Genomic DNA, 13,769 nt, shown 5'->3' with positions numbered 1-13,769 from the left:
TAACTCTCCCGGCCCGCCCTCTTGACGACGGGCCGTAAACGCGCCAGTCTGTTGGGCAGCATGTATCCAGCGGAGAGTCGAGATGCCAGCCAGCGCCGATGTCCCTGGATGTCCTGTGCTGGACAGTTGAGGAATGCGCCGCCCTACGCTATTGTTGGACGTTGCGCTGGCTACCTCCTGCCCACCTCACCCGCCACCTGACACCGTGGTCTAAGCCTGAGCCCCCTGTAAGCGGCTTAGTTCTTTCATCGTGCGCGTGAGATCCGGACAGTTTGTTCGCCGGCCTAACCGACACAATTCGCGGCGAACGCAACCGGTGGTTCCGGTCTTCGTGAGTCGCACGAGGTGCTGGAAGGATGCATCTTGGCTGATTCTCGCCAGAGCAAAACGGATCGCCCACAAAGTTCCTCTAACGGAAGTTCCCTAAACGGCTCCGTCCCCGGAGCGCCCAACCGAGTTTCCTTCGCCAAGCTCCGCGAACCGCTCGAGGTTCCCGGCCTGCTCGACGTGCAGATCGACTCCTTCGAGTGGTTGATCGGCTCACCGCGCTGGCGCGAGGCCGCCATCGATCGCGGCGAGCCCAGCCCGGTGGGCGGCCTCGAAGAGGTGCTGTACGAGCTCTCGCCGATCGAGGACTTCTCCGGCTCGATGTCGCTGTCGTTCTCCGACCCCCGTTTCGACGAGGTCAAGGCGCCGGTCGACGAGTGCAAAGACAAGGACATGACGTACGCGGCCCCGCTGTTCGTCACGGCCGAGTTCATCAACAACAACACCGGCGAGATCAAGAGCCAGACGGTGTTCATGGGTGACTTCCCGATGATGACCGAGAAGGGCACCTTCATCATCAACGGGACCGAGCGCGTGGTCGTCAGCCAGCTGGTCCGCTCGCCCGGCGTGTACTTCGACGAGTCGATCGACAAGTCGACCGAGAAGCTGCTGCACAGCGTCAAGGTGATTCCGAGCCGCGGCGCGTGGCTGGAGTTCGACGTCGACAAGCGCGACACCGTGGGTGTGCGCATCGACCGCAAGCGTCGCCAGCCCGTCACCGTGCTGCTCAAGGCGCTGGGCTGGACCAACGAGCAGATTCACGAGCGGTTCGGCTTCTCCGAGATCATGATGTCGACGCTGGAGAAGGACAACACCGCCGGCACCGACGAGGCGCTGCTGGACATCTACCGCAAGCTGCGCCCGGGCGAGCCGCCGACCAAGGAGTCCGCGCAGACCCTGCTGGAGAACCTGTTCTTCAAGGAGAAGCGCTACGACCTGGCCCGCGTCGGCCGCTACAAGGTCAACAAGAAGCTGGGCCTGCACGCCGGCGAGCCGATCACCTCGTCCACGCTGACCGAGGAAGACGTCGTCGCGACCATCGAGTACCTGGTCCGCCTGCACGAGGGCCAGGCCACGATGACCGTGCCCGGCGGCATCGAGGTGCCGGTGGAGACCGACGACATCGACCACTTCGGCAACCGGCGCCTGCGCACCGTCGGCGAGTTGATCCAGAACCAGATCCGGGTCGGCATGTCCCGGATGGAGCGCGTCGTCCGCGAGCGGATGACCACCCAGGACGTCGAGGCCATCACGCCGCAGACGCTGATCAACATCCGGCCGGTCGTCGCCGCGATCAAGGAGTTCTTCGGCACCAGCCAGCTCTCCCAGTTCATGGACCAGAACAACCCCCTGTCGGGTCTGACCCACAAGCGCCGCCTGTCGGCGCTGGGCCCCGGCGGTCTGTCCCGTGAGCGGGCCGGGCTGGAGGTCCGTGACGTGCACCCGTCGCACTACGGCCGGATGTGCCCGATCGAGACCCCGGAGGGTCCCAACATCGGTCTGATCGGCTCGCTGTCGGTGTACGCGCGGGTCAACCCGTTCGGCTTCATCGAGACGCCGTACCGCAAGGTGGTCGACGGTGTGGTCACCGACGAGATCCACTACCTGACCGCCGACGAGGAGGACCGCCACGTCGTGGCGCAGGCCAACTCGCCGATCGACGCCAACGGCCGGTTCGAGGAGTCGCGCGTCCTGGTCCGCCGCAAGGCGGGTGAGGTCGAGTACGTGCCGTCGTCCGAGGTGGACTACATGGACGTGTCGCCGCGCCAGATGGTGTCGGTGGCCACCGCCATGATCCCGTTCCTCGAGCACGACGACGCCAACCGTGCCCTGATGGGCGCCAACATGCAGCGCCAGGCGGTTCCGCTGGTGCGCAGCGAGGCGCCGCTGGTGGGCACCGGCATGGAGCTGCGCGCCGCGATCGACGCCGGCGACGTCGTCGTCGCGGACAAGGCCGGGGTGATCGAGGAGGTCTCCGCCGACTACATCACCGTGATGGCCGACGACGGCACCCGGCACACCTACCGGATGCGCAAGTTCGAGCGGTCCAACCACGGCACCTGCGCCAACCAGTCGCCGATCGTGGACGCCGGGGACCGGGTCGAGGCCGGCCAGGTCATCGCCGACGGACCGTGCACCGAGAACGGTGAGATGGCGCTGGGCAAGAACCTGCTGGTGGCGATCATGCCGTGGGAGGGTCACAACTACGAGGACGCGATCATCCTCTCCAACCGCCTGGTTGAGGAGGACGTGCTCACCTCGATCCACATCGAGGAGCACGAGATCGACGCCCGCGACACCAAGCTGGGCGCCGAGGAGATCACCCGGGACATCCCGAACGTCTCCGACGAGGTGCTGGCCGACCTCGACGAGCGCGGCATCGTCCGCATCGGCGCCGAGGTCCGCGACGGCGACATCCTGGTCGGCAAGGTCACCCCGAAGGGTGAGACCGAGCTGACGCCGGAGGAGCGGTTGCTGCGGGCGATCTTCGGCGAGAAGGCGCGGGAGGTCCGCGACACCTCGCTCAAGGTGCCGCACGGCGAGTCCGGCAAGGTCATCGGCATCCGGGTGTTCTCCCGCGAGGACGACGACGAGCTGCCGGCCGGTGTCAACGAGCTGGTCCGCGTCTACGTGGCCCAGAAGCGCAAGATCTCCGACGGTGACAAGCTGGCGGGCCGGCACGGCAACAAGGGCGTGATCGGCAAGATCCTGCCCGTCGAGGACATGCCGTTCCTGCCCGACGGCACCCCGGTGGACATCATCCTGAACACCCACGGTGTGCCGCGACGGATGAACATCGGCCAGATCCTGGAGACCCACCTCGGGTGGGTGGCCAAGTCCGGCTGGAACATCGAGGGTTCGCCCGAGTGGGCCGCCAACCTGCCCAAGGAGCTGCAGAGCGCGGAGCCGAACGCCATCGTGTCGACGCCGGTGTTCGACGGCGCCCGGGAGGCGGAGTTGCAGGGCCTGCTGTCCTGCACGCTGCCCAACCGGGACAACGAGGTGATGGTGAACGGCGACGGCAAGGCGGTGCTCTTCGACGGCCGCAGCGGTGAGCCGTTCCCGTATCCGGTGACGGTTGGCTTCATGTACATCATGAAGCTGCACCACTTGGTGGACGACAAGATCCACGCCCGCTCGACCGGTCCGTACTCGATGATCACCCAGCAGCCGCTGGGCGGTAAGGCGCAGTTCGGTGGCCAGCGGTTCGGTGAGATGGAGTGCTGGGCCATGCAGGCCTACGGCGCGGCGTACACGCTGCAGGAGCTGTTGACCATCAAGTCCGACGACACGGTCGGCCGGGTCAAGGTGTACGAGGCGATCGTCAAGGGCGAGAACATCCCCGAGCCGGGCATCCCCGAGTCGTTCAAGGTGCTGCTCAAGGAGCTGCAGTCGCTGTGCCTGAACGTGGAGGTGCTCTCGTCGGACGGCGCGGCGATCGAATTGCGCGAAGGCGAGGACGAGGACCTGGAGCGCGCTGCGGCCAACCTGGGAATCAACTTGTCGCGCAACGAATCCGCCTCGGTTGAGGACCTGGCTTAACCACTTTTAGTTACTAAACCCGCAAGGGGAAAGGGAGTTACGTGCTCGACGTCAACTTCTTCGATGAACTCCGTATCGGCTTGGCCACAGCGGAGGACATCAGGCAATGGTCTTACGGCGAGGTCAAGAAGCCGGAGACAATCAACTACCGCACGCTGAAGCCGGAAAAGGACGGCCTGTTCTGCGAGAAGATCTTCGGACCGACTCGCGACTGGGAGTGCTACTGCGGCAAGTACAAGCGCGTCCGCTTCAAGGGCATCATCTGTGAGCGCTGCGGCGTCGAGGTGACCCGCGCCAAGGTGCGCCGCGAGCGGATGGGCCACATCGAGCTTGCCGCGCCCGTCACGCACATCTGGTATTTCAAGGGTGTGCCGAGCCGGCTCGGATACCTGCTCGACCTCGCCCCGAAGGATCTCGAGAAGATCATCTACTTCGCGGCGTACGTGATCACGTCGGTCGACGACGAGATGCGGCACAACGAGCTGTCCACGCTCGAGGCCGAAATGATGGTGGAGCGCAAGGCCGTTGAGGACCAGCGCGACGCCGACCTGGAGGCCCGCGCGCAGAAGCTCGAGGCCGATCTGGCCGAGCTGGAGGCCGAGGGTGCCAAGGCCGACGCCCGCCGCAAGGTGCGCGACGGCGGGGAGCGGGAGATGCGGCAGCTCCGCGACCGCGCCCAGCGCGAGCTGGACCGGCTGGAGGACATCTGGAACACGTTCACCAAGCTGGCCCCCAAGCAGCTGATCGTCGACGAGAACCTCTACCGCGAGCTCGTCGACCGCTACGGCGAGTACTTCACCGGCGCCATGGGCGCGGAGTCGATCCAGAAGCTCATCGAGAACTTCGACATCGACGCCGAGGCCGACTCGCTGCGCGACGTCATCCGAAACGGCAAGGGGCAGAAGAAGCTTCGCGCCCTCAAGCGGCTGAAGGTGGTCGCCGCCTTCCAGCAGTCCGGCAACTCGCCGATGGGCATGGTGCTCGACGCCGTGCCGGTGATCCCGCCGGAGCTGCGCCCGATGGTGCAGCTGGACGGTGGCCGCTTCGCGACCAGCGACCTGAACGACCTGTACCGCCGGGTCATCAACCGCAACAACCGCCTCAAGAGGCTGATCGACCTCGGCGCGCCCGAGATCATCGTCAACAACGAGAAGCGGATGCTGCAGGAGTCCGTCGACGCCCTGTTCGACAACGGCCGCCGCGGCCGCCCGGTCACCGGGCCGGGCAACCGTCCGCTCAAGTCGCTGTCGGATCTGTTGAAGGGCAAGCAGGGCCGGTTCCGCCAGAACCTGCTCGGTAAGCGCGTCGACTACTCGGGCCGTTCGGTCATCGTGGTCGGCCCGCAGCTCAAGCTGCACCAGTGCGGCCTGCCCAAGCTGATGGCGCTCGAGCTGTTCAAGCCGTTCGTGATGAAGCGGCTCGTCGACCTCAACCACGCGCAGAACATCAAGAGCGCCAAGCGCATGGTGGAGCGCCAGCGTCCCCAGGTGTGGGACGTCCTGGAAGAGGTCATCGCCGAGCACCCCGTGCTGCTGAACCGCGCGCCCACGCTGCACCGGCTGGGCATCCAGGCCTTCGAGCCGATGCTGGTGGAGGGCAAGGCCATTCAGCTGCACCCGTTGGTGTGTGAGGCGTTCAACGCCGACTTCGACGGTGACCAGATGGCGGTGCACCTGCCGCTGAGTGCCGAGGCGCAGGCCGAGGCGCGCATCCTGATGCTGTCGAGCAACAACATCCTGTCGCCCGCATCCGGCCGCCCGCTGGCCATGCCGCGACTGGACATGGTGACCGGGCTGTACTTCCTGACCACCGAGGTCGACGGCGACAAGGGCGAATTCCAGCCCGCCGCAAAGGATCAGCCGGAGGTCGGCGTGTACTCCTCGCCGGCCGAGGCGATCATGGCCGCCGACCGCGGCGTCCTCTCGGTGCGGGCCAAGATCAAGGTGCGGCTGACGCAGTTGCGTCCGCCGGCCGAGGTCGAGGCGGAGGTGTTCGGCGCCAACGGTTGGCAGCCGGGCGACGCCTGGATGGCCGAGACCACGCTGGGCCGGGTGCTGTTCAACGAGCTGCTGCCGGTGGGCTACCCGTTCGTGAATAAGCAGATGCACAAGAAGGTGCAGGCCGCGATCATCAACGACCTCGCCGAGCGCTACCCGATGATCGTGGTGGCGCAGACCGTCGACAAGCTCAAGGACGCCGGCTTCTACTGGGCGACCCGCAGTGGTGTCACCGTGTCGATGGCCGACGTGCTGGTCCCGCCGCGCAAGAAGGAGATCCTCGACCAGTACGAGGAGCGGGCCGAGAAGGTCGAAAAGCAGTTCCAGCGCGGCGCTTTGAACCACGACGAGCGCAACGAGGCGCTGGTGGAGATCTGGAAGGAAGCCACCGACGAGGTCGGTCAGGCGCTCCGCGAGCACTACCCCAGCGACAACCCGATCATCACGATCGTCGACTCGGGTGCCACGGGTAACTTCACCCAGACCCGAACGCTGGCCGGCATGAAGGGTCTGGTGACCAACCCGAAGGGTGAGTTCATCCCGCGTCCGGTCAAGTCGTCGTTCCGCGAGGGCCTGACCGTGCTGGAGTACTTCATCAACACGCACGGCGCCCGAAAGGGCCTGGCGGACACCGCGTTGCGTACCGCCGACTCGGGTTACCTGACCCGTCGTCTGGTGGACGTGAGCCAGGACGTCATCGTGCGCGAGCACGACTGCGAGACCGAGCGCGGCATCATCGTCGAGCTCGCCGAGCGTCAGCCCGACGGCACCCTGATCCGTGACCCGTACATCGAAACCTCGGCGTACGCGCGGACTTTGGGCACCGACGCGGTCGACGAGGCCGGTAACGTCGTCGTCGCCCGCGGCGAGGACCTGGGTGACCCGGAGATCGACGCCCTGCTGGCGGCCGGCATCACGCAGGTCAAGGTGCGCTCGGTGCTGACCTGCACCACGGGCACCGGCGTGTGCGCGACCTGCTACGGCCGCTCGATGGCGACCGGCAAGCTGGTCGACATCGGCGAGGCCGTCGGCATCGTCGCGGCCCAGTCCATCGGCGAGCCCGGCACGCAGCTGACCATGCGCACCTTCCACCAGGGTGGTGTCGGTGAGGACATCACCGGCGGTCTGCCCCGGGTCCAGGAGCTGTTCGAGGCCCGCGTCCCGCGCGGCAAGGCGCCGATCGCCGACGTCACCGGGCGGGTGCAACTCGAGGAGGGCGAGCGCTTCTACAAGATCACCATCATTCCCGACGACGGGAGCGAGGAGGTCGTGTACGACAAGCTCTCCAAGCGGCAGCGGCTGCGCGTGTTCAAGCACGACGACGGTTCCGAGCGGGTACTGTCCGACGGCGACCACGTCGAGGTGGGCCAGCAGCTGATGGAGGGTTCGGCCGACCCGCACGAGGTGCTGCGCGTGCAGGGCCCCCGCGAGGTGCAGATCCACCTGGTCCGCGAGGTCCAGGAGGTCTACCGCGCCCAGGGTGTGTCGATCCACGACAAGCACATCGAAGTGATCGTCCGCCAGATGCTGCGCCGCGTCACCATCATCGACTCGGGCTCCACGGAGTTCCTGCCCGGCTCGCTGATCGACCGGGCGGAGTTCGAGGCGGAGAACCGTCGGGTGGTGGCCGAGGGCGGCGAGCCCGCCGCCGGGCGCCCGGTGCTGATGGGTATCACGAAGGCGTCGCTGGCCACCGACTCGTGGCTGAGTGCGGCGTCGTTCCAGGAGACCACGCGAGTGCTGACCGATGCGGCCATCAACTGCCGCAGCGACAAGCTCAACGGTCTGAAGGAGAACGTGATCATCGGAAAGCTGATCCCGGCCGGTACCGGTATCAACCGGTACCGCAACATCCAGGTGCAGCCGACCGAGGAGGCCCGCGCCGCGGCGTACACGATCCCGTCCTACGAGGATCAGTACTACAGCCCGGACTTCGGCCAGGCGACCGGAGCCGCGGTTCCGCTGGACGACTACGGCTACAGCGACTACCGCTAGTCGCGTCAAACGAGAAAGCCCCGGGCCCAAAGAGGCCCGGGGCTTTCTCGTTGCCCGCCGCGCGCTGCCCCGCGAGTGTGCGGCCAGCCGCACGTTCGAGCCCGAGTGTGCGGCCAGCCGCACATTCGGCGAGGCGTGTCCACTCGCCGCACTAGACTGGCCGGGTGCTCATCGGTTCACACGTTCACAACGACGACCCGCTGGCCGCCGCCCAAGCGGACGGGGCCGACGTGGTGCAGTTCTTCCTCGGCAACCCGCAGAGCTGGAAGAAGCCGAAACCGCGCGATGACGCCCCCGCGCTCAAGGCGTCGGCCGTGCCGCTTTACGTGCACGCGCCCTACCTCATCAACGTGGCATCGGCGAACAACCGCATCCGCATCCCGTCGCGCAAGATCCTGCAGGACACCTGCGACGCGGCCGCACAGATCGGCGCGACGGCCGTGATCGTGCACGGCGGCCATGCCGACGACGACGACATGGAGGCCGGCTTCCAGCGGTGGGTCAAGGCGCTGGACTATCTGGAAACCGACGTGCCCGTGTACCTGGAGAACACCGCAGGCGGCGACCACGCGATGGCCCGCCACTTCGACACCATCGGCAAACTCTGGGATCACATCGGCGACAAGGGAATCGGCTTCTGCCTGGACACCTGTCACGCCTGGGCCGCGGGTGAGGCGCTGGTCGACGCGGTCGACCGGATCAGGGCATTGACCGGGCGCATCGACCTGGTGCACTGCAACGACTCGAGGGACGCGGCGGGCTCGGGCGCCGACCGGCACGCCAACTTCGGCACCGGCCAGATCGATCCCGAGCTGCTGGTCGCGGTGGTCACGGCCGCCGATGCTCCGGTCATCTGCGAGACCGCCGACGAGGGACGCAAGGACGACATCGCGTTCCTCCGGGAAAAGACCAGCGGCTAAGACCCGGCCCGTGTTCGGTCGGCTGGCAACGCTTTTCGGGGTGGTCCTGCTGGTCGCGGGTTGCTCGGCGTGGTCCGACCCACCCTCGGGCTTCGTGACCGGCACCAGCCTGCACCACATCAAAGTCGGCGGGCTCGACCGCACCTACCGGCTCTACGAGCCGGCGGGCAAACCCGCGTCGTCGCCGCTGGTCGTCGCGCTACACGGTTATTCCGGGAGCGCTCGCCAGGTCGAAAGGGCTTACGGCTGGGACGAATTGGCCGATTCGGCCAAGTTCGTCGTCGCCTACCCGGACGGGCTGGACCGGGCCTGGAACGTGGACGGGGAAACCTGCTGCGGCAGGCCGGGACGGGAGGGTGTCGACGACGTCGCGTTCATCAGCGCGGTCGTCGCCGACATCGCCAAGCATGTCGGCACCGACCCCGCCCGGATCTATGTCTCCGGGATGAGCAACGGCGCCATCATGTCCTTCACCCTGGCCTGTGCCACCGACATCTTCGCCGCGATCGGGCCGGTCGCCGGCACCCAGCTGAACCGGTGCCCCAACCCGCGTCCGACGTCGATCATGCAGATCCACGGCACGGCGGACCGGCTGGTGCCCTACGGCGGTGGGCAGGGTTTCAGCGTCATCAACGGCCCGTCGGTGCCCGACGTGGATGCGTTCTGGCGCAACGTCGATCAGTGCGCGAATCCGACCACCAACGCCAATGGCCCGGTCACCACGTCGACGGCGGGATGTGCCGGCAACCGCGGTGTCAGCCTCGTCACGATCGATCAGGGTGGCCACGAGTGGCCCCCGTTCGCCGCGCGCACCCTGTGGGACTTCTTCTCCGCACACCCCCGGTGAGTCATTACACCTCTTGTGCGACTGTCGAAAAAATGTAACATGAGGGGCATGTCGGATACGCATGTCGTCACCAACCAGGTTCCCCCGCTGGAGAACTACAACCCCGCGACGTCCGCGGTGCTCGTCGAGGCCCTGATCCGCGAGGGCGGGCAATGGGGCTCCGAAGAGGTGACCGAGGTGGGCGCGATCGCCGGTGGCCGCCAAGCCCAGCGGTGGGGTGAGCTCGCCGACCGCAACCGGCCCATCCTGCACACGCACGACAAGTACGGCCACCGGGTCGACGAGGTCGAGTACGACCCGGCCTACCACGAGCTGATGCGCACGGCGATCGCCAGCGGCATCCACGCGGCGCCGTGGGCCGACGGACGTCCGGGGGCGCACGTGGTGCGCGCGGCGAAGATGTCGGTCTGGAACGTCGAGCCCGGCCACACTTGCCCGATCTCGATGACCTACGCCGTCGTCCCCGCGCTGCGCTACAACGCCGAGCTCGCGGCGGTCTACGAGCCCCTGCTCACCAGCCGCGAATACGATCCCGAGCTCAAGCCGGCCAGTACCAAACGCGGCATCACCGCCGGCATGTCGATGACCGAGAAGCAGGGCGGCTCCGACGTGCGCGCCGGGACCACGCAGGCGACCCCGAACGGTGACGGCAGCTACAGCCTGACCGGTCACAAGTGGTTCACCTCGGCCCCGATGTGCGACATCTTCCTGGTCCTCGCCCAAGCCCCGGGCGGGCTGTCCTGCTTCCTGCTGCCGCGGGTGCTGCCCGACGGCAGTCGCAACCGCATGTTCCTGCAGCGGCTCAAGGACAAGCTCGGCAACCACGCCAACGCGTCCAGCGAGGTCGAGTACGACGGTGCCACCGCGTGGCTGGTGGGCGAGGAGGGCCGCGGCGTGCCCACCATCATCGAGATGGTCAACCTCACCCGGCTGGACTGCACGCTGGGCAGCGCCACCAGCATGCGCACCGGCCTGACCCGCGCGATCCACCACGCGCAGCACCGAAAGGCGTTCGGCGCCTACCTGATCGACCAGCCGCTGATGCGCAACGTGCTGGCCGACCTGGCCGTCGAGGCCGAGGCCGCCACCATCGTCGCGATGCGGATGGCCGGCGCCACCGACCGGGCGTTGCGCGGCGACGACCAGGAGGCGCTGCTGCGCCGCATTGGCCTGGCGGCCAGCAAGTACTGGGTGTGCAAGCGCGCGACCCCGCACGCCGCCGAGGCGCTGGAATGCCTGGGCGGCAACGGGTACGTCGAGGACTCGGGCATGCCGCGACTGTTCCGGGAGGCGCCGCTGATGGGCATCTGGGAGGGCTCGGGCAATGTCAGCGCCCTGGACACGTTGCGCGCCATGGCAACTCGTCCCGAATGCGTCGAGGTGCTGTTCACCGAGCTGTCCGAGAGCGCCGCTGCTGACCCGCGACTTGGCGCCCACGTCGACCGGCTGCGGTCGGACCTGGCCGATCTGGACACCATCGCGCACCGGGCCCGCAAGGTCGCCGAGGACATCTGCCTGGCGCTGCAGGGCTCGCTGCTGGTGCGCCACGGCCACCCCGCGGTCGCCGAGGCCTTCCTGACCACCCGACTCGACCGCCAGTGGGGCGGCGCGTACGGCACGATGCCCACCGGCCTGGACCTGGCTCCGATTCTCGAGCGTGCTCTAGTAAAGGGATGACGCACGCGATCAGGCCGGTCGACTTCGACAACCTGAAGACGATGACCTATGAGGTCACCGATCGGGTCGCCCGGATCACCTTCAACCGGCCGGAGAAGGGCAACGCGATCGTCGCGGACACCCCGCTGGAGCTCGCGGCGCTGGTGGAGCGCGCCGACCTGGATCCCGATGTGCACGTGATCCTGGTTTCGGGCCGCGGTGAGGGCTTCTGCGCAGGCTTCGACCTGAGCGCATACGCCGACCGCACCGGCTCGGCCGGTGGGACCGGCGGGTACGCCGGCACCGTGCTCAGCGGAAAAACCCAGGCGGTCAACCACTTACCCGATCGGCCGTGGGACCCGATGATCGACTACCAGATGATGAGCCGGTTCGTGCGCGGCTTCTCCAGCCTGATGCACGCCGACAAGCCGACGGTGGTCAAGATCCACGGCTACTGCGTGGCCGGCGGCACCGACATCGCGCTGCACGCCGACCAGGTGATCGCCGCCGCCGACGCCAAGATCGGCTACCCGCCGACGCGGGTGTGGGGTGTCCCGGCGGCGGGCCTGTGGGCGCACCGGCTCGGCGACCAGCGCGCCAAGCGCCTGCTGTTCACCGGGGACTGCATCACCGGGGCGCAGGCCGCCGAATGGGGCCTGGCGGTCGAGGCGCCGGAGCCAGGCGACCTTGACGAGCGCACCGAGCGGCTGGTGCAGCGGATCGCCGCGGTGCCGGTCAACCAGCTGATCATGGTCAAGCTCGCGCTGAATTCGGCTCTGCTGCAACAGGGTGTGGCCACCAGCAGGATGGTCAGCACCGTGTTCGACGGTGTCGCCCGGCACACCCCGGAAGGCCACGCCTTCGTCGCCGACGCCACCGAGCACGGCTTCCGCGAAGCGGTGCGGCATCGCGACGAGCCCTTCGGCGACTACGGCCGCCGCGCGTCACAGGTCTAGCCGATGGCCACCATGACGGCCCGGTCCGTGGTGCTGAGCGTGCTGCTGGGGGCCCACCCGGCGCACGCGCGGGCCAGCGAATTGGTGCGACTGACTTCGGATTTCGGCATCAAAGAGACAACCCTGCGGGTGGCGCTGACCCGCATGGTCGGTGCCGGCGACCTGATCCGCTCCGCCGACGGCTATCGACTCTCCGATCGCCTGCTGGCCCGGCAGCGACGCCAGGACGACGCCATCGACCCGCGGGTCCGCCCATGGGACGGCGAGTGGGTCACGCTGATCGTGACCAGCGTGGGCGGCGACGCGCGTACCCGAGCCGCGCTGCGAAACACCATGCACGGCAAGCGCTTCGGTGAACTGCGCGAGGGCGTATGGATGCGCCCCGACAACCTGGAGCTGGACCTCGACCCCGAGATCGACGCCCGGGTAAGGGTCTTGCGGGCGCGCGTCGACGACGCCGCCGAGCTCGCCGCCCAACTGTGGGACCTGCCCGCGTGGGCCCGGGCAGGTAACCGGCTGCTCGACGAGATGGCCGCCGCGCCCGACGTTCCCGCCCGTTTCGTGGTTGCCGCCGCGACGGTGCGGCACCTGCTCACCGACCCGGTATTGCCCGACGAGCTGCTGCCCGCCGACTGGCCGGGCGCGCGACTGCGGGCGGCCTACCATGACTTCGCCACTGAGCTGCTGCAGCGGCGGGAACCACTATTCGCGGAGGCACCATGAGCGACCCAGTGCGCATCGAACGCAACGGCCCGGTGACGACGGTGATCCTGAACCGGCCGGCCGCTCGCAACGCGGTCAACGGACCCACGGCCGCCGCGCTGTACGCGGCGTTCGAGGAATTCGACCGCGACGACTCCGCCTCGGTCGCGGTGCTGTGGGGGGATGGTGGAACCTTCTGCGCCGGCGCCGATTTGAAGGCCTTCGGCACCCCGGACGCCAACGCCGTGCACCGGACGGGCCCGGGCCCGATGGGGCCGACGCGAATGGTGCTGTCCAAGCCGGTAATCGCCGCCGTCAGCGGCTTCGCGGTCGCCGGGGGTCTGGAATTGGCCGTCTGGTGCGATCTTCGGGTGGCCGAGGAGGACGCCGTGTTCGGGGTCTACTGCCGCCGCTGGGGCGTGCCGCTGATCGACGGGGGCACGGTGCGGTTGCCGCGGCTGATCGGACACAGCCGCGCGATGGACATGATCCTCACCGGCCGCGGAGTCAAGGCCGACGAAGCACTCGCGATGGGGCTGGCCAACCGCGTCGTGCCGAAAGGTCAGGCGCGGCGGGCGGCGGAGGAACTGGCGGCGCAACTGGCCGCGCTGCCGCAGCAGTGCCTGCGCTCCGACCGGCTCTCGGCGCTGCATCAATGGGGCACAACGGAATCCGAGGCGATCGACTTCGAATTCGCCAGCATCTCCCGCGTTGCCGCCGAGGCGAACGAAGGGGCGGGGCGGTTCGCCGCGGGCGCGGGCCGGCACGGCGCTCCCGCAAGCTAGCCGATCAACCCGGTTACGGTGCGAGCCGCACCCTGCCGGGA

At 68.0% G+C, this 13,769-nt stretch carries 8 protein-coding genes; all 8 read left to right on the top strand.

Annotated elements, in window-relative coordinates; all coding sequences use genetic code 11:
- Nucleotides 1–363: 363 nt before the first annotated feature.
- Complete coding sequence (locus tag BRW65_RS22155; protein ID WP_139273210.1) at nt 364–3,870, top strand: DNA-directed RNA polymerase subunit beta; 3,507 nt, start codon at nt 364–366, stop codon at nt 3,868–3,870.
- 41 nt (nt 3,871–3,911) lie between these two features.
- Nucleotides 3,912–7,862, top strand: coding sequence for a DNA-directed RNA polymerase subunit beta' (locus tag BRW65_RS22150; protein WP_073878321.1), 3,951 nt, complete (start codon nt 3,912–3,914; stop codon nt 7,860–7,862).
- A gap of 164 nt (nt 7,863–8,026) precedes the next feature.
- Nucleotides 8,027–8,782: a deoxyribonuclease IV gene (locus BRW65_RS22145; RefSeq protein WP_073878319.1), complete on the top strand. Its 756-nt coding sequence runs from the start codon at nt 8,027–8,029 to the stop codon at nt 8,780–8,782.
- Nucleotides 8,783–8,792: 10 nt separating this feature from the next.
- Nucleotides 8,793–9,629, top strand: a complete 837-nt coding sequence (locus tag BRW65_RS22140) for an extracellular catalytic domain type 1 short-chain-length polyhydroxyalkanoate depolymerase (protein ID WP_073878317.1) — start codon at nt 8,793–8,795, stop codon at nt 9,627–9,629.
- 48 nt (nt 9,630–9,677) lie between these two features.
- Nucleotides 9,678–11,306, top strand: a complete 1,629-nt coding sequence (locus BRW65_RS22135) for an acyl-CoA dehydrogenase family protein (protein WP_073878315.1) — start codon at nt 9,678–9,680, stop codon at nt 11,304–11,306.
- Nucleotides 11,303–12,241, top strand: a complete 939-nt coding sequence (locus tag BRW65_RS22130) for a crotonase/enoyl-CoA hydratase family protein (protein WP_073878313.1) — start codon at nt 11,303–11,305, stop codon at nt 12,239–12,241. Before BRW65_RS22135 ends, BRW65_RS22130 begins: the two co-directional genes overlap by 4 nt.
- A gap of 3 nt (nt 12,242–12,244) precedes the next feature.
- A complete protein-coding gene (locus tag BRW65_RS22125; protein ID WP_073878311.1) occupies nt 12,245–12,964 on the top strand; it encodes a PaaX family transcriptional regulator C-terminal domain-containing protein in 720 nt (239 codons plus the stop codon).
- Nucleotides 12,961–13,728, top strand: coding sequence for a crotonase/enoyl-CoA hydratase family protein (locus BRW65_RS22120; RefSeq protein WP_073878309.1), 768 nt, complete (start codon nt 12,961–12,963; stop codon nt 13,726–13,728). The genes BRW65_RS22125 and BRW65_RS22120 overlap by 4 nt, the downstream gene beginning before the upstream one ends.
- Nucleotides 13,729–13,769 lie beyond the last annotated feature (41 nt).

This window comes from Mycobacterium paraffinicum, from assembly GCF_001907675.1.
In the GTDB taxonomy this organism is placed as follows: domain Bacteria; phylum Actinomycetota; class Actinomycetes; order Mycobacteriales; family Mycobacteriaceae; genus Mycobacterium; species Mycobacterium paraffinicum_A.
This window is presented reverse-complemented; position numbering and strand designations above follow the sequence as displayed.

Coding starts and splice junctions, on each gene's coding strand:
- BRW65_RS22120 (WP_073878309.1), top strand. CDS start 12,961: ATGAGCGACCCAGTGCGCATCGAACGCAACGGCCCGGTGACGACGGTG.
- BRW65_RS22135 (WP_073878315.1), top strand. CDS start 9,678: ATGTCGGATACGCATGTCGTCACCAACCAGGTTCCCCCGCTGGAGAAC.
- BRW65_RS22125 (WP_073878311.1), top strand. CDS start 12,245: ATGGCCACCATGACGGCCCGGTCCGTGGTGCTGAGCGTGCTGCTGGGG.
- BRW65_RS22130 (WP_073878313.1), top strand. CDS start 11,303: ATGACGCACGCGATCAGGCCGGTCGACTTCGACAACCTGAAGACGATG.